12 protein-coding genes and 1 pseudogene are annotated in these 15,294 nt (G+C 66.9%); 10 read left to right on the top strand and 3 right to left on the bottom strand.

Annotated features, from left to right (window positions below; genetic code table 11):
- Positions 1 to 9 precede the first annotated feature (9 nt).
- The 6 genes and pseudogenes from murC to lpxC all read left to right on the top strand — a co-directional run bounded on the left by murC (position 10) and on the right by lpxC (position 6,892).
- The gene (gene murC, locus JLDANKMP_RS10390; RefSeq protein WP_005408080.1) at positions 10 to 1,446 is read left to right on the top strand and encodes a UDP-N-acetylmuramate--L-alanine ligase; all 1,437 of its coding nucleotides are present in this window, start codon (positions 10 to 12) and stop codon (positions 1,444 to 1,446) included.
- Positions 1,443 to 2,405: a D-alanine--D-alanine ligase gene (locus JLDANKMP_RS10385; protein ID WP_049402364.1), complete on the top strand. Its 963-nt coding sequence runs from the start codon at positions 1,443 to 1,445 to the stop codon at positions 2,403 to 2,405. Before murC ends, JLDANKMP_RS10385 begins: the two co-directional genes overlap by 4 nt.
- Positions 2,402 to 3,079: pseudogene (locus JLDANKMP_RS10380) on the top strand (cell division protein FtsQ/DivIB); the annotation flags it as partial. The gene JLDANKMP_RS10385 and the pseudogene JLDANKMP_RS10380, both read left to right, overlap by 4 nt.
- Positions 3,080 to 3,147: 68 nt before the next feature.
- On the top strand, positions 3,148 to 4,383 hold the full coding sequence (ftsA, locus tag JLDANKMP_RS10375; RefSeq protein ID WP_005408083.1) for a cell division protein FtsA: 1,236 nt from the start codon (positions 3,148 to 3,150) through the stop codon (positions 4,381 to 4,383).
- A 169-nt stretch (positions 4,384 to 4,552) separates the two neighbouring features.
- Entirely contained in the window at positions 4,553 to 5,788 is a 1,236-nt protein-coding gene (gene ftsZ, locus JLDANKMP_RS10370; RefSeq protein ID WP_005408084.1) for a cell division protein FtsZ, read from the top strand.
- A gap of 192 nt (positions 5,789 to 5,980) precedes the next feature.
- Complete coding sequence (gene lpxC / locus JLDANKMP_RS10365; RefSeq protein WP_005408085.1) at positions 5,981 to 6,892, top strand: UDP-3-O-acyl-N-acetylglucosamine deacetylase; 912 nt, start codon at positions 5,981 to 5,983, stop codon at positions 6,890 to 6,892.
- A 282-nt stretch (positions 6,893 to 7,174) separates the two neighbouring features.
- Here lpxC and JLDANKMP_RS10360 read toward each other — a convergent pair whose 3' ends face one another.
- A complete protein-coding gene (locus JLDANKMP_RS10360) occupies positions 7,175 to 7,624 on the bottom strand; it encodes a DUF721 domain-containing protein (protein ID WP_005408086.1) in 450 nt (149 codons plus the stop codon).
- Between the two features lie 12 nt (positions 7,625 to 7,636).
- On the opposite strand from JLDANKMP_RS10360, the gene JLDANKMP_RS10355 reads away from it, so the two are divergent.
- From JLDANKMP_RS10355 to JLDANKMP_RS10345, 3 genes are all read left to right on the top strand, one after another.
- Complete coding sequence (locus JLDANKMP_RS10355; protein ID WP_033834438.1) at positions 7,637 to 8,593, top strand: M23 family metallopeptidase; 957 nt, start codon at positions 7,637 to 7,639, stop codon at positions 8,591 to 8,593.
- Positions 8,594 to 8,860: 267 nt separating this feature from the next.
- Entirely contained in the window at positions 8,861 to 11,593 is a 2,733-nt protein-coding gene (gene secA / locus JLDANKMP_RS10350) for a preprotein translocase subunit SecA (protein ID WP_005408088.1), read from the top strand.
- A 102-nt stretch (positions 11,594 to 11,695) separates the two neighbouring features.
- Complete coding sequence (locus tag JLDANKMP_RS10345) at positions 11,696 to 12,652, top strand: Nudix family hydrolase (RefSeq protein WP_212561042.1); 957 nt, start codon at positions 11,696 to 11,698, stop codon at positions 12,650 to 12,652.
- A gap of 51 nt (positions 12,653 to 12,703) precedes the next feature.
- Here JLDANKMP_RS10345 and JLDANKMP_RS10340 read toward each other — a convergent pair whose 3' ends face one another.
- Both JLDANKMP_RS10340 and metF read right to left on the bottom strand, forming a co-directional pair.
- Positions 12,704 to 13,288, bottom strand: a complete 585-nt coding sequence (locus JLDANKMP_RS10340; RefSeq protein ID WP_212561041.1) for a DUF4124 domain-containing protein — start codon at positions 13,286 to 13,288, stop codon at positions 12,704 to 12,706.
- A gap of 40 nt (positions 13,289 to 13,328) precedes the next feature.
- Positions 13,329 to 14,156: a methylenetetrahydrofolate reductase [NAD(P)H] gene (metF, locus tag JLDANKMP_RS10335; RefSeq protein WP_212561040.1), complete on the bottom strand. Its 828-nt coding sequence runs from the start codon at positions 14,154 to 14,156 to the stop codon at positions 13,329 to 13,331.
- A gap of 203 nt (positions 14,157 to 14,359) precedes the next feature.
- On the opposite strand from metF, the gene JLDANKMP_RS10330 reads away from it, so the two are divergent.
- Complete coding sequence (locus JLDANKMP_RS10330) at positions 14,360 to 15,286, top strand: alpha/beta hydrolase (protein ID WP_212561039.1); 927 nt, start codon at positions 14,360 to 14,362, stop codon at positions 15,284 to 15,286.
- Positions 15,287 to 15,294: the final 8 nt, after the last annotated feature.

The following is a 15,294-nucleotide window of genomic DNA, read 5'->3' as shown; positions in this document are numbered from 1 at the left end:
AGGCCGCGCATGATCCGCCGCCTGCACGACACCAACGACCTGGTGCGCGCGTTCCCGCGCGTGCATTTCGTCGGCATCGGCGGCACCGGCATGAGCGGTATCGCCGAAGTGATGCTGACGCTGGGCTATGAAGTGTCCGGCTCGGACAACGCCGACAACGTGGCGACCCGCCGCCTGGCCAGCCTGGGTGCGCGCATCATGCGCGGCCACTCGGCGGCCAACGTGCTGGGCACCGACTGCGTGGTGGTCTCCAGCGCCATCCGCGAAGACAACCCGGAACTGATGGAAGCGCGCAGCCAGCGCATTCCGATCATGCCGCGTGCGGCCATGCTGGCCGAGCTGATGCGCTTCCGTCGCGGCATCGCCGTGGCCGGTACGCATGGCAAGACCACCACCACCAGCCTCACCGCTGCGGTATTGAGCGAAGGCGGCCTGGACCCGACGTTCGTGATTGGTGGCCAGCTGCTGGCCGCCGGCGCCAACGCCAAGCTGGGTGGTGGCCAGTGGCTGGTGGCCGAGGCCGACGAAAGCGATGGCAGCTTCCTGCGCCTGAATCCGTTGATGTCGATCATCACCAACATCGATGCCGATCATCTGGAGAACTACGGCAACGACTTTGCCCGCGTGCAGGCGGCGTTTGCCGAGTTCCTGCAGCGCCTGCCGTTCTATGGCCTGGCGGTGCTGTGCATCGACGACCCGGAAGTGGCTGCGCTGGCCGCCAGGACCCCGCGCCACGTGATGAGCTACGGCATGAGCCCGCAGGCCGACGTGCGCGCCGAGAACGTGGTGCAGGAAGGGTCGCGCATGCGCTTCACCCTGCGCCTGCCGCAGGGCACCAGCCAGGAAGTGGTACTGGCACTGCCGGGCAGGCACAACGTACTCAACGCACTGGCCGCCGCCGCAGTGGGCTGGCAGCTGGGCGTGGCCCCGGACGCCATCGCGCGTGCGCTGGAAGGCTTCGCCGGTGTCGGCCGTCGCTTCAACGATCTGGGCGAAGTGACCACCGCCAGTGGCGCCAAGGTGCGCATCATCGATGACTACGGTCATCACCCGAGCGAGCTGGAAGCCGTGTTCGCCGCCGCCCGTGGTGGCTGGGCCGACAAGCGCCTGGTGGTGGCCTTCCAGCCGCACCGCTACAGCCGAACCCGCGACCAGTTCGACAAGTTCGCCGCAGTGCTGTCCAGCGTCGATGCGCTGGTGCTGAGCGAGGTCTACCCGGCTGGCGAGGAACCGATTGCCGGTGCCGACTCGCATGCGCTGGCCCGCGCCATCCGCGCGCGCGGCCGCAGCGAACCGGTGGTGGTTGGCAAGGCCGCCGAGCTGGCCAGCGTGCTGCCGGACGTGCTGCAGGACGGTGACCTGCTGCTGATGATGGGGGCGGGCGACATCGGCGCCGTGGCTACCCACATCGCGGTGGAAGGCTTCAAGGGGGAGGGCGAGGCGTGAGCGCGCTGACCTTCCCGCCGCTGCGCGTGACCGACCCGGCTGTATTCGGCCGCGTCGCCGTGCTGCTCGGTGGCACTTCCAGCGAACGCGAGGTGTCGCTGGATTCCGGCCGCAACGTACTGGAAGCACTGCAGTCGCGCGGTGTCGATGCGTTCGCGGTGGATGGCATTCCGGCGCTGGCCAAGGCGCTGGCTGCCGGCGGCATCGACCGTGTGTTCAACATCCTGCACGGCCACAACGGTGGTGGTGAGGACGGCATCGTGCAGGGCCTGATGGACGCCTTCGGCGTGCCGTACACCGGCTCGGACGTGCTGGGCTCTGCGCTGAGCATGGACAAGATCCGTACCAAGCAGGTGTGGTTGTCGCTGGGCCTGCCGACCCCGCAATACCGCAAGGTCGACGCATCGAACGTGCATGCACTGGCGGCCGAGCTGGGCCTGCCGGTGGTGGTGAAGCCGGCCAACGAAGGCTCCAGCGTGGGCATCAGCCGGGTCACCGACGACGCCGGCCTGGATGAGGCCGTGGCCCTGGCTGCGCGCTACGACGGCCAGCTGCTGATGGAGCAGATGGTGGTCGGCGACGAACTGACCGTGGCCATTCTCGGCGACGTCGCGCTGCCGTCGATCCGCATCGTGCCCAAGGGCCAGTGGTACGACTACAACGCCAAGTACATCGCCGAGGACACCCAGTACCTGTGCCCGGGCCTGGACGGTGGCGACGAAGAGGAAATCCGCCGCATCGCGCTGGCCGCGTTCCGCGCTGCTGGCTGCCGTGGTTGGGGCCGCGTGGACGTGATGCGCGACCGCAGCAGCGGCCGCTTCTTCCTGCTGGAAGTGAATACCGCGCCGGGCATGACCAGCCATTCGCTGGTGCCCAAGGCCGCAGGCCAGGCCGGCATCAGCTTCGAAGAGCTGGTGTGGCGCGTGCTGGAACAGACCCTGGAGGCCTCGCACGCATGAACGCGGTGCTGCGCATCTTCGTCTGGCTGTTGGCGCTGTCGGTGGTTGCACTGCCGGTGGTGGCCGTGGTCAATGGCTGGGTCGGCGCCGAGCGCTGGCCGCTGGCGAAGCTGCGCGTGCATGGCGAGTTCAAGCGGGTACCGGCCGAACAGCTGCAGCAGGTGCTGCTGCCGTATGCGCGCGCCGGGTTCTTCGCGGTCAAGCTGCAGGATGCCCAGGACGCACTGGAAAAGTTGCCGTGGGTGGAAAGCGCACGGGTACGCAAGCAGTGGCCGGATGTGCTGGAAGTAACCCTGGTCGAGCACAAGCCGTTCGCGCGCTGGGGCAACGACCGCCTGGTTTCCGAGCAGGGAAAGCTGTTCCCCACGCCGAAGAAGCTGGCCGACCTTGCGCTGCCCGAACTGGATGGCCCGGACAGCCAGACCGAAGAAGTGATGAAGCTGTACAGCGACTCGCGTGCATTGTTCGCACCGGCCGGCGTCGATGTGCGCCGGGTGACGATGGATGCACGCGGCAGCTGGTCGCTGGTGCTGAGCAACGGCACCGAAGTGGTGGTCGGCCGCGACGACGCGCGCTCGCGCATGCAGCGCTTCGTCAAGGTACTGCCGCAGCTCAACCGTCAGGACGCGCCGATCGAGCGCGCCGACCTCCGTTACACCAATGGTTTCACGCTGAGCTGGGGTACCCCGGCCACGCCGGCGAAAGCGCCGGCGACCCCGGCCAGAAGCACGCAGGAAAGGACATGAATCGCAAGGGTGACAAATCGCTGATCGTTGGCCTGGACATCGGCACCTCCAAGGTGGTGGCGCTGGTGGGCGAGTATTCGCCGGGCAACCCGATCGAAGTGATCGGCATCGGCTCGCACGAGTCGCGCGGTTTGAAGCGCGGCGTGGTGGTGGACATCGAATCGACCGTGCAGTCGATCCAGCGCGCGGTGGAAGAAGCCGAGCTGATGGCCGGCTGCGAGATCCGCTCGGTGTACGCCTCGATCTCCGGCAACCACGTGCAGTGCAAGAACTCACCGGGCATCGTGCCGATCCGCGACGGGGAAGTGACCTGGGGCGACCTGGATCGCGTGCTCGATGCGGCCAAGGCGGTGGCGATTCCGGCCGACCAGAAGATCCTGCACGCGATCCCGCGCGAGTACGTGCTGGACGATTCGCAGGAAGGCATCCGCAATCCGGTCGGCATGACCGGCGTGCGCCTGGAGGTGCATGCGCACCTGGTGGTGTGCGCACAGTCGGCCGCGGCCAACATCAGCAAGTGCGTGCAGCGCTGCGGCCTGCAGGTGGATGACCTGGTGCTGTCCTCGCTGGCCTCCAGCGTGGCGGTGCTGACCGCCGACGAACGCGAGCTGGGCGTGGTGCTGGTCGACATGGGCGCCGGCACCACCGACATCGCGGTGTTCGTGCAGGGCGCGATCTGCCACACGGCTTCGCTGCCGATCGCCGGCGACCACGTCACCAATGACATCGCGCACATGCTGCGCACGCCCACCCCGGAAGCCGAGCAGATCAAGGTGCGCTACGCCTGCGCCCTGGCCCAGCTGGCCACCGCCGAGGAAAGCATCCAGGTGCCGTCGGTGGGCGACCGTCCGCCGCGCCGCATGCCGCGCCATTCGCTGGCGCAGGCGGTGCAGGGCCGTTACGAGGAAATCTTCGAGATGGTGCAGGCCGAACTGCGCCGCTCCGGCTTCGAGGAACTGGTGCGCGCCGGCATGGTGCTGACCGGTGGTGCCTCGAAGATGGAAGGCGTGGTCGAGCTGGCCGAGGAAATGCTGCAGATGCCGGTGCGCGTGGGCATCCCGCAGCACGTTACCGGCCTGGGCGAAGTGGTGGGCAATCCGGTGCATGCCACCGGCGTGGGCCTGCTGCTGATGGGCAGCCAGATCGAGCACCCGCGGCGGCCGTCGCTGCCGACCGGGCGCGCCGGAAGCATGTTCAAGAAACTCAAGACCTGGTTCCGCGGCGAGTTCTGACGCGGAACCCGTAACACCGGGGTCACCCCGGCGCAGCACCTGCAGTACCCGCATCACAACGCAGCAACGCAATACACAACCCACACAGCCGCAACGGCAACATGACACGCGAAGGCAGGAGGCCCGACCGTCCATGCCACCGTCAAGCGGATACAACGAGGACACGGACATGGCGCATTTTGAACTGATCGAAAAGATGGCACCCAATGCGGTGATCAAGGTGGTTGGCGTGGGCGGCGGCGGCGGCAATGCCGTGGCGCACATGGTCAACTCGGCGGTGGACGGCGTGGAATTCATCACCGCCAACACCGACTCGCAGGCCATCAAGAATTGCGGTGCCAAGCTGCAGTTGCAGCTGGGTACCAACGTGACCAAGGGCCTGGGCGCAGGCGCGAACCCGGAAGTCGGCCGCCAGGCCGCGCTGGAAGACCGTGAGCGCATCATGGACGCCCTGCAGGGCGCGGACATGGTGTTCATCACCGCCGGCATGGGCGGCGGCACCGGCACCGGCGCTGCACCGGTGGTGGCGCAGCTGGCCAAGGAGATGGGCATCCTGACCGTGGCCGTGGTCACCAAGCCGTTCCCGTTCGAAGGCCGTCGCCGTATGCAGGTGGCGCTGAAGGGCATCGAGGAACTGAGCCAGCACTGCGACTCGCTGATCACCATCCCGAACGAGAAGCTGATCACCGTGCTGGGCCGCAATGCGACCATGATCCAGGCATTCCGCGCCGCCAACGACGTGCTGCAGGGCGCCGTGCAGGGCATCGCCGACCTGATCGTGCGTCCGGGCCTGATCAACGTCGACTTCGCCGACGTGCGCACCGTCATGTCCGAAATGGGCCTGGCGATGATGGGTACCGGCACCGCCCGTGGCGATGACCGCGCCCAGGCCGCTGCCGAATCGGCCATCCAGAACCCGCTGCTGGACGACGTGAACCTGGCCGGTGCCAACGGCATCCTGGTCAACATCACCGCCGGTGCGGACTTCACCATGGCCGAGTTCGACGAGATCGGCCGCACCATCGACGGCTTCGCTTCGGAAGACGCCACCGTGGTGGTCGGCACCGTGCTCGACCCGGACATGCAGGACGAAGTGCGCGTGACCGTGGTTGCCACCGGCCTGAACCGCGTGTCGGCCAGCAAGGCCCAGCGTCCGGGCGAGCGCGCGCCGATCAAGCTGGTCCGCAACGCCACCACCGGCCAGCCGGAGTTCGGCGACTTCGACAACGGCGGCGACGCCGTGTCCAAGGCCGTCGGCGGCATGGGCCTGGGCCTGCGTCGCGCCAGCAGCGATACCGCGGCGGCTTCGGCCCCGTCGGCGCCGTCCTCTTCGGCCCCGGCCGCGGCAGAACTGCCGAACGATTACCTGGACATCCCGGCGTTCCTGCGCCGCCAGGCGGACTGAGCGGGCCGGCCCGGGGTTGTCCTCCCCGGGTTGCGCCACCATGTCCTGAAAACGCGGGCGCCGGGCCAGGATGGGCCCGGCCGCCCTGCTTCATGTGCGTCCCATTGGCGCGCCGGTGTGTCCTGCCTGCCTTTCAGCCGGGGTAGGGGACCGTGCGTGTTAATCTAATGTGTCACTTCCGGTCCATCCCCCATGATCCAGCAACGCACCCTCAAGAACACGATCCGCGCCACCGGCGTTGGCCTGCACAGCGGTGACAAGGTCTACATGACCCTGCGCCCGGCACCGGTCAACCATGGCATCGTGTTCCGCCGCGTGGACCTGGACCCGGTGGTGGAAGTGCCGGCCAAGGCCGAGCTGGTCACCGAAGTGACCCTGTGCACCGGCCTGACCTGCAACGACGCCAAGATCCAGACCGTCGAACACCTGATGTCGGCGCTGGCCGGCCTGGGCGTGGACAACATCATTGTCGAACTGTCCTCGGCCGAGCTGCCGATCATGGACGGTTCGGCCGGCCCGTTCGTGTTCCTGCTGCAGTCGGCGGGCATCGTGGAACAGGATGCGCCCAAGCGCTTCATCCGCGTGCTGAAGACCGTGGAAGTGACCGAGGGCGACAAGGTGGCCCGCTTCAGCCCGTACGAGGGCTACAAGCTGGGCTTCACCATCCAGTTCGACCACCCGATGATTCCGGCCAAGCAGTCGCGCCAGGAAATCGAGTTCTCGACGCTGGCCTACACCAAGGAAATCTCCCGCGCGCGCACCTTTGGCTTCATGCGCGACCTGGAATACATGCGCGAGCGCAACCTGGGCCTGGGCGGTTCGATGGACAACGCCATCGTGCTGGACGAGTTCCGCGTGCTCAACGAAGACGGCCTGCGCTATGCCGACGAATTCGTGCGCCACAAGATCCTCGATGCGATCGGCGACCTCTATCTGGCCGGTGGCCAGGTGCTGGGCGCCTACGAAGGCTTCAAGTCCGGTCACGCCCTCAACAACAAGCTGGTGCGGGCGCTGATGGCCGACGCCACTGCCTGGGAATGGGTCAGTTTCGACTCGCCGGCGACGCCGGATCCGGTGGAGTATGCCACTCCGGCCTACGCATGATTTCTGTAGGCTGTTGAATTAAAAGACAAAAGCGCCGCCTTCCAGGGCGGCGTTGTCGTTTCAGGCGTGTTCGGCGCATTCAGCATGCTTGACACGCGTCAAGGCTGGTTCGAGGTCACGGTTTTGTGAACCTGTTGGATCGGAAGCCTGAATTTAACGCAGTTTTAACAACAATCTAACGACAGGCCCCCGGATGGCAGCTAGGATGCGACCCGGCCCCCGAAATGTTTCACGCCGTGGTGACACGCGCGACGGGGAGCGGAGCCGGATGCTCCGTTGTCGTCAGGACCGCTTCTTCGGCTTCGAAGGAACGTCCTGCAGGCAAGCCAAGGCGTCGCGTAGCCCTTTGTGCGTGGCGGCTGAAACTGCGTGGGGTCCATTCCGGTTGTCGAGCGCTGGGGAGCGCGTGGGAGTGGGAGACGCAGTCTTGATGGTCACCCTGGTGGCCTTCAGCCCGATGGAACGGGCCGCGTCGAGCAACTGGGCTTCGGCAAGCCGCAACTTGGCATGCCAGACCGGGGACTCGACGAGAAAAACGAGGTGTTCCCCGTCCACATTGGCCAGCCGGCAACGGCTGCGCAGAGGTGGCGGCAACTGGGGGCGCAACTGACGGTCCAGCGCGTCGAGCCACAAGGCACGCCGCAGCGGGTTCCCGCTTTTGTCCGCCATCACCGCATCCAGCGCCGGCTTCGGCACTGACGCGGGGCGAACGCTGGATTTCGGCTCAGACATGAAAACTCACTGATGGCATTCAAAAAGATCGTAATCAAAACGCGTGAAGGACAGGCCAAGTCGTCGCCGATCGCGCGTTTGCGGTTCTATTTCGAGGACCGCCCCCGCGCCCTGCTGGGCAGCGTGCTCGGGGTAGGCTGCATTATCGGCCTTGCTGGCGGCATTGGCGCCAGCGCGCTGAATGATTCCCGGCTGCAGGCCAAGGTCGAGCGCCAGGATGCGGAACTGGCCAAGGTCAAGCGCGATGCGCAGACCCAGGTCAACGCGCTGGCGGCACGCCTCGGCGAGCTGCAGGCGCAGGCTACCCGCCTGAACGCCCTTGGCGAACGGCTGACCCAGATGGGCAAGCTGGAAGACGGCGAGTTCGACTTCAACGAGACCCCTGGCCTCGGTGACGGCGATGCCGGCGGCCCGACCAGCGACATCCCGGTCAAGGACGTCAACGCCGACTTACAGGTGCTGGAGCAGCGTTTCGCTGCTTCAGGCCGCCAGTTGTCGGTGATGGAATCGCTGATGTTCGACCACCAGCTGCAGCAGAACGCCGTGCCGTCGCGCATGCCGATCCGCAACAGCTACGTGACCTCCGGCTTCGGCACCCGTGCCGACCCGTTCGGCCGCGGTGCCGCCACCCACAAGGGCATGGACTTCCACGCCAAGGTCGGTGACCCGGTGATGGCCGTGGCCGAAGGCGTGGTCAGCTTCGCCGGCGTGAAGGGCGGCTACGGCAACGTGGTCGATGTCGACCACGGTAATGGCTACGTCACCCGCTACGCGCACAATTCGCGCCTGGTGGTGAAGGCCGGTGACCTGGTCCGTGCCGGTCAGGAAGTGGCCAAGGCCGGTTCCACCGGTCGTTCGACCGGCGCCCACGTGCACTTCGAGGTGTGGGAGAACGGCAACGTGGTCAACCCGCGCAAGTTCCTCGGCGACGGCGGCAACACGCCGGTCGGGCGCGTCAGCCGCGGCTGAATCCCGGGTCGGATTCGGTTGATCTGGTAGTGCCGGCCGCTGGCCGGCAACCTCATGATCTGCGGCGGCATCGCGTACCCGGCCAGGGGCCGGCATTACCGGCAAGGTTCGGATGCCATTGCCGCCAAAGGGTTGAAACCCCTCGCGCCCGTCCCAAGCTACAATGGGTGTTGCCATCGACAGGGCGCCAGGCGCCCTGTTTCGTTTGCGGCGGACGGATCCCAAGGGGGAGGCCGGGCGTCGTGTCCATCCAACCCGGTTCCTTCAATGATCAACAGCCTGCTTACCCGCGTATTTGGCAGTCGTAACGAACGACAGCTGCGCCAGCTCAACCGCATCGTCGCCAAGATCAATGCGCTGGAGCCGGAGATCGAGAAGCTTTCCGACGAGCAGCTTCAGGCCAAGACGCCGGAGTTCAAGCAGCGCATCGCCGATGGTGAAGCCCTGGACAAGGTGCTGCCGGAAGCCTTCGCGGTCTGCCGTGAAGCCGGCCGCCGCGTGCTGGGCATGCGCCACTACGACGTGCAGCTGATCGGCGGCATGGTGCTTCACCTGGGCAAGATCGCAGAAATGCGCACCGGTGAAGGCAAGACCCTGGTGGCGACCCTACCGGTGTATCTCAACGCGCTGGAAGGCAAGGGCGTGCACGTGGTCACCGTGAACGACTACCTGGCCCGCCGCGACGCCGCGCAGATGGGCAAGCTGTACAACTGGCTGGGCCTGAGCGTGGGCGTGGTCTACCCGGGCATGCCGCACAGCGACAAGCGCGAAGCCTATGCTGCGGACATCACCTACGGCACCAACAACGAATTCGGCTTCGACTACCTGCGCGACAACATGGCGCTGTCCAAGGCCGACCGCTACCAGCGCGGCCTGCACTACGCCATCGTCGACGAAGTCGACTCCATCCTGATCGACGAAGCGCGTACCCCGCTGATCATCTCCGGCCCGGCCGATGACTCCCCGGAGCTGTACATCCGTGTCAACCGCGTCGTGCCGCACCTGGTCAAGCAGGAAGCGGAAGACGGCGAAGGCGACTTCTGGGTCGACGAGAAGGGCAAGCAGGTGCACCTGTCCGAAGCGGGCATGGAGCACGCCGAGCAGCTGCTGGTGGAAGCCGGCATCCTCAACGGCGAAACCGAAGGCCTGTACGCGGCGCAGAACCTGACCGTGGTCCACCATCTCAACGCCGCCCTGCGCGCGCACGCGATCTACCAGCGCGACGTTGACTACATCGTGCGCGACGGCGAAGTGGTCATCGTCGACGAGTTCACCGGCCGTACCCTGGCCGGCCGCCGCTGGTCCGATGGCCTGCACCAGGCGGTGGAAGCGAAGGAAGGCGTGCCGGTCCAGCGCGAGAACCAGACGCTGGCGAGCATCACCTTCCAGAACCTGTTCCGCATGTACAAGAAGCTGTCCGGCATGACCGGCACGGCCGATACCGAAGCCTTTGAGTTCCAGAGCATCTACGGCCTGGAAGTGGTGGTGATCCCGACGAACCGCCCGACCATCCGCAAGGACAGCCCGGACCAGGTGTTCCTCAACCGCAAGGGCAAGTTCAATGCGGTGCTGGCCGACATCGAAGAATGCGCCAAGCGCGGCCAGCCGGTGCTGGTCGGTACCACCTCGATTGAAACTTCGGAAATGCTGTCCGAGCACCTGAGCAAGGCCGGTGTGAAGCACGAAGTGCTCAATGCCAAGCAGCACGACCGCGAAGCGACCATCGTCGCCAACGCCGGCCGTCCGGGCGCGGTGACCATCGCCACCAACATGGCCGGCCGTGGTACCGATATCGTGCTGGGCGGTTCGCTGGAAGCAGAGCTCCACGCGCTGGGCGAGGACGCGACCGACGAGCAGAAGGCCGCGGTCAAGGCCGACTGGCAGAAGCGCCACGAGGCAGTGAAGGCGGCGGGCGGCCTGCACATCGTCGGCACCGAGCGCCATGAGTCGCGCCGTATCGACAACCAGTTGCGTGGCCGTTCGGGCCGCCAGGGTGACCCGGGTTCGTCCCGCTTCTACCTGTCGCTGGAAGACAACCTGATGCGCATCTTCGCCTCCGACTGGGTGCAGAAGGCCATGCGCATGATGGGCATGAAGGAAGACGACGTCATCGAAGACCGCCTGGTCAGCCGCCAGATCGAGAAGGCGCAGCGCAAGGTCGAGGCCCACAACTTCGACATCCGCAAGAACCTGCTGGACTTCGACGACGTCAACAACGACCAGCGCAAGGTGATCTACGCCCAGCGCGACGAACTGCTGGACGCCGAGTCGGTGAAGGACAACGTCGACGGCATCCGTGACGATGTGATCTTCGACGTGGTGGCCCGCTTCGTGCCGCCGAACTCGATCGACGAGCAGTGGGACCTGCGTGGCCTGGAAGCGACCCTGGAGTCGGACTTCGGCCTGCAGATGTCGCTGACCGACCTGGTCAAGGAACACGAGGAGCTGGACGCCGAGGCGATTGCCGCCAAGGTGCAGGAACGCGTCAACCAGCACTTCGCCGAGAAGGAAGCCGGCGTGGGCGAAGAGACCATGCGCGCGCTGGAGAAGCACGTGATGCTGACCGTGCTGGACCAGAGCTGGAAGGAGCACCTGGCGCGCATGGATTACCTGCGCCAGGGCATCTACCTGCGTGGTTACGCGCAGAAGCAGCCCAAGCAGGAATACAAGAAGGAAGCCTTCGAGCTGTTCTCGGACATGCTGGAAAACGTCAAGCGCGAAGTGGTGACCCTGCTGTCGCGCGTGCGCATCCGCAGCGACGAGGAAGTGCAGGCGCTGGAAGCGGCCGAACGCCAGCAGGCCGAAGCCCGCCTGAGCCAGTCGCAGTTCCAGCACCAGGACGTGGGCGGTTACAGCGCCGACGAGGAAGCCGCGCAGGTGCAGGCTGCCCAGCAGGGCGTGGCGCAGATGCAGCGCGACGAGCCGAAGATCGGCCGCAACGATCCGTGCCCGTGCGGCAGTGGCAAGAAGTACAAGCACTGCCACGGCCAGCTGAGCTGATGCCGAAGAGCCCCGCGAAAGCGGGGCTTTTCGTTTGTGGCAGGGGAGTTGCAGCGCATCCGTGATTGCGCCGGCCGCCCTGTTCTGGGCATGCTTCCCCCCATGCCTTCCCCCACCCGATCGATCCATGTCGTGGCCGCCGTCATCACCGACGCCCGTGGCCGCGTGCTGCTCAACCGCCGTACCGAGAACCGCGACATGGCCGGCCTGTGGGAGTTTCCCGGCGGCAAACGCGAATCCGGCGAGACCTCCGAACAGGCGCTGGTGCGCGAGCTGCGCGAGGAACTGGGCATCGAGGCCGATGTCGGCGAGTGGCTGATGGATGTGCCGCAGCGCTATCCGGACAAGCACCTGACCCTGGAGGTGCGCCACGTGCGCAGCTGGAAGGGGACACCGCGCGGGCGGGAGGGCCAGGCAATCACCTGGGTGGCGCCGGACAAGCTGGGCCGCTATTCAATGCCACCGGCAGACCTGCCGGTGGTGGCCGCGCTGCGCCAGCCCGACAGCTACCTGATCACCCCGGCGCCAACCGATGATGAGGGCGGCTTGCAGCATTGGCATGAACAGCTGCAGCGCGTGGTGGCCGCGGGCCAGCAGCGCATCCAGCTGCGGTTGCCGACGGCGCATCCGCAGCGGCAGGCGATGGTCGAACAGGCCGTGCGCGCGCATCGTCGCAGCGGGGTGCAGTGGCTGCTCAACCGCGATATCGAGCTGGCACGCGCATTGGGCGTGGGTGTGCATCTGGGCAGCGAACAGTTGCAGGAACTGTCGCAGCGTCCACTTCCCGAAGGCCAGCTGGTGGCCGCATCCTGCCACGACCTGCAGCAGCTGCAGGCCGCACAGCAGCTGGGCTGCGACTTCGCCGTGCTGGGCCCGGTGCAGGCCACGGCTAGCCATCCGGACGCGGTACCGCTGGGCTGGGACGCGTTCGCCGAGCTGCGCGCGCAGGTGTCACTGCCGATCTATGCGCTGGGCGGCGTGGGTCGCGGTCACATCGCCGAAGCGCGTCGCCATGGCGGGCAGGGCATTGCCGCCATTCGCGGGCTGTGGCCAGAGTGAGCCGGCATGCGGGGTCAGATCCCTGCGCAGCAGGGCTCTGGCCCCTCCCGATCACAGCGTGATCCAGAAACACCCATACTGCCGCCGCAGCCCAAGCACCGTCGAAGCGCGCGCCACGCTGCCCGGCAACGTCTGCTCCAGGCGCAGGCCGACCGGATGCCGCACGGCCGGCGGCTCAGGGTCGGACCCCTGCGCAGCAGGGCTCTGACCCTCCTCCGGCACTGCGGCCTGGTCCTGCCGCGGATACACCGGCACCACGTCCACCAATGGCCGCCGCGCCAACGATTCCAGTTGGCCGAGAATGCGCTGCGCGCCCGCGTCGGACACCGAGCCCCACAGGTACAGCGAGGACAGCCGATTGACGTCGTTGCTGAGGATGCCGTTGCGCAATGCGTCCACGAGCTCGCTCAGCCGGCGCGGGCAGCGTGCACCCAGCGTGTCGCGCGCTGCGGTATTGCCGGTCGGGGAGGGCGGCGGCAGCCGTGACCGTGCACCCACGCTGTCGCAGGGCCGGTCGGTGTACACGCTCTGGCCCTGCGCATCGGTGCAGCGGTTCAGGCGCGTGGACTGTGCGTGGGCGACGCTCGACAGCGCGCATAGCGGCAGCAGCAACAGCAGGAAGGAAAGCCGGATCATCCTCGCAGGGTAGCGCCGATCCGGTCCGCATGGCGTGCTTTCAGCCCTGCAGCAGCTTCAGCACCGAGGTGGTCGGCTTGGCCAGGTTCAAGGTGTAGAAGTGCAGGCCGGGCGCGCCGCCTTCGATCAGGCGCTGGCACAGCCGGGCCACCACTTCCGTGCCGAATGCACGTACCGACTCGGCGTCATCGCCGTAGGCCTGCATCTTGCGGCCGATCCAGCGCGGAATCTCCGCACCACACTGCTCGGAGAAGCGGCGCAGCTGGCTGAAGTTGGCGATCGGCATGATGCCGGGCGTGATCGGCACCTGCACGCCGAGCCGGTGCACTTCATCGACGAAGTGGAAGTAGGCGTCCGGGTTGAAGAAGTACTGGGTGATCGCCGCATCGGCACCGGCATCGATCTTGGCCTTGAAGTGCTTCAGGTCAGCCAGCGCATCGGTCGCCTGCGGATGCGTTTCCGGATACGCGCCCACTTCGATGTGGAACGCATCGCCGTGCTCGGTGCGGATGAAGTCGATCAGCTCGGCCGCGTAGCGCATGTCGCCGGGGAAGCCCATGCCCGAGGGAAGGTCACCGCGCAGCGCGACCAGACGACGGCAGCCGATGGCGCGGTACAGCTTGAGCAGTTCGCGGATCTCCTGGCGGGTGCCGCCCACGCACGACAGGTGCGGCGCGGCATCGAAGCCATGGTGCTGGTTGAGGTGGCGCACGGTCTCGGAGGTGTAGCTCAGGGTCGAGCCACCGGCGCCGAAGGTACACGACACGTATTCGGGGGCGTAGTCCTTCAGCTTGGCCGCAGCACGGTCCAGCTGGCTGCGCTGTTCGTCGGTCTTGGGCGGATAGAACTCGAAGCTGATGGCGGTCATGGCGCGGATGGCGGCGGTCGGTGCGAAGCAGTATATCTCTTCATCAAGATGGATGCTTGAAGATTGCGTGAGAGCCCGCCGTCCCCGGCCCGCGACCGTTCGCCCCGCCGTGCGGCCGCTGCTCTGAAATCGCAACCGGGGTGCCTCCGCCAGGCCCACGCTGCTCCCATCCCGGCACCACCCACCCAATGAAGGAGCAGACGATGAAGATCTTCCTGGCACTCTGGTACGCAATGAAGGCCCTGGCCCGGCTGGCGATGATCGGCATGGCGATGGCCGTGCTCGGTTCCGGCTCGGCGCATGCGGCGGCCGCCACCGGCACCGGCAAGGTGCAGGTCGAGGTGGTCGGCAAGGGCCGTCCGCTGCTGATGATCCCCGGCCTGAACAGCAGCGCCGAGGTCTGGCGCGAGACCTGCCTGGCGCTGAAGGACGTGCAGTGCCATCTGGTGCAGCTGCCGGGCTTTGCCGGCGCTGCGCCCGCCGACCCGCGCCCGGCCGAATTCCTGCCGGCCATGCGCGGGCAGCTGCTTGCCTACCTGCATGACCAACAGCTGGGCCCGGTGGTGGTGATCGGCCACAGTCTTGGCGGCCTGCTGGGGCTGCAGATGGCGCAGGCCGAGCCGAAGGCAGTCAGTGCGCTGGTGGTGGTCGACGCATTGCCGTTCCTGCCGGCGGCGCGTGACCCGAACGCCACCGCAGACAGCGTGCGGCCAATGGCTGACCAGCTGCGCAAGGGCATGCTCACCGCCGATGCCGCGCAGTGGCAGGCGCAGCTGAAGGCCGGCCTGCCGGGCATGACCCGCGATCCGCAGCGGCAGGCCGAGCTGGGGCGCTGGGGCGAAGCCAGCGACCGCCAGACCACCGCTGACGCCATGCATGCGGTGATGACCACCGACCTGCGTGACAGCATCGCCTCGATCACCGCACCGACGCTGGTGCTGGGCAGCTGGGCCGGCTACCAGCCGATGGGCGGCACCGAGGACAGCACGCGCGCGGTGTTCCAGGCGCAGTACGCGAAACTGCGGGGCGTGCAGATCGCGATGAGCGCGCAGGGTTTCCACTTCCTGATGTGGGATGATCCGCGCTGGCTGCGCGGTCAGGTGCAGGCCTTCCTCGACCACCACCACTGAGTTTCAAC

It is taken from the genome of Stenotrophomonas sp. PE591, from assembly GCF_018320795.1.
GTDB lineage: Bacteria > Pseudomonadota > Gammaproteobacteria > Xanthomonadales > Xanthomonadaceae > Stenotrophomonas > Stenotrophomonas maltophilia.
The sequence above is the reverse complement of the archived record's forward strand: the minus strand, read 5'-3'. Positions and strand labels throughout refer to the sequence as shown.

Coding starts and splice junctions, on each gene's coding strand:
- murC (WP_005408080.1), top strand. CDS start 10: ATGATCCGCCGCCTGCACGACACCAACGACCTGGTGCGCGCGTTCCCG.
- ftsA (WP_005408083.1), top strand. CDS start 3,148: ATGAATCGCAAGGGTGACAAATCGCTGATCGTTGGCCTGGACATCGGC.
- ftsZ (WP_005408084.1), top strand. CDS start 4,553: ATGGCGCATTTTGAACTGATCGAAAAGATGGCACCCAATGCGGTGATC.
- lpxC (WP_005408085.1), top strand. CDS start 5,981: ATGATCCAGCAACGCACCCTCAAGAACACGATCCGCGCCACCGGCGTT.
- JLDANKMP_RS10360 (WP_005408086.1), bottom strand. CDS start 7,624: ATGTCTGAGCCGAAATCCAGCGTTCGCCCCGCGTCAGTGCCGAAGCCG.
- JLDANKMP_RS10355 (WP_033834438.1), top strand. CDS start 7,637: ATGGCATTCAAAAAGATCGTAATCAAAACGCGTGAAGGACAGGCCAAG.
- secA (WP_005408088.1), top strand. CDS start 8,861: ATGATCAACAGCCTGCTTACCCGCGTATTTGGCAGTCGTAACGAACGA.
- JLDANKMP_RS10345 (WP_212561042.1), top strand. CDS start 11,696: ATGCCTTCCCCCACCCGATCGATCCATGTCGTGGCCGCCGTCATCACC.
- JLDANKMP_RS10340 (WP_212561041.1), bottom strand. CDS start 13,288: ATGATCCGGCTTTCCTTCCTGCTGTTGCTGCTGCCGCTATGCGCGCTG.
- metF (WP_212561040.1), bottom strand. CDS start 14,156: ATGACCGCCATCAGCTTCGAGTTCTATCCGCCCAAGACCGACGAACAG.
- JLDANKMP_RS10330 (WP_212561039.1), top strand. CDS start 14,360: ATGAAGATCTTCCTGGCACTCTGGTACGCAATGAAGGCCCTGGCCCGG.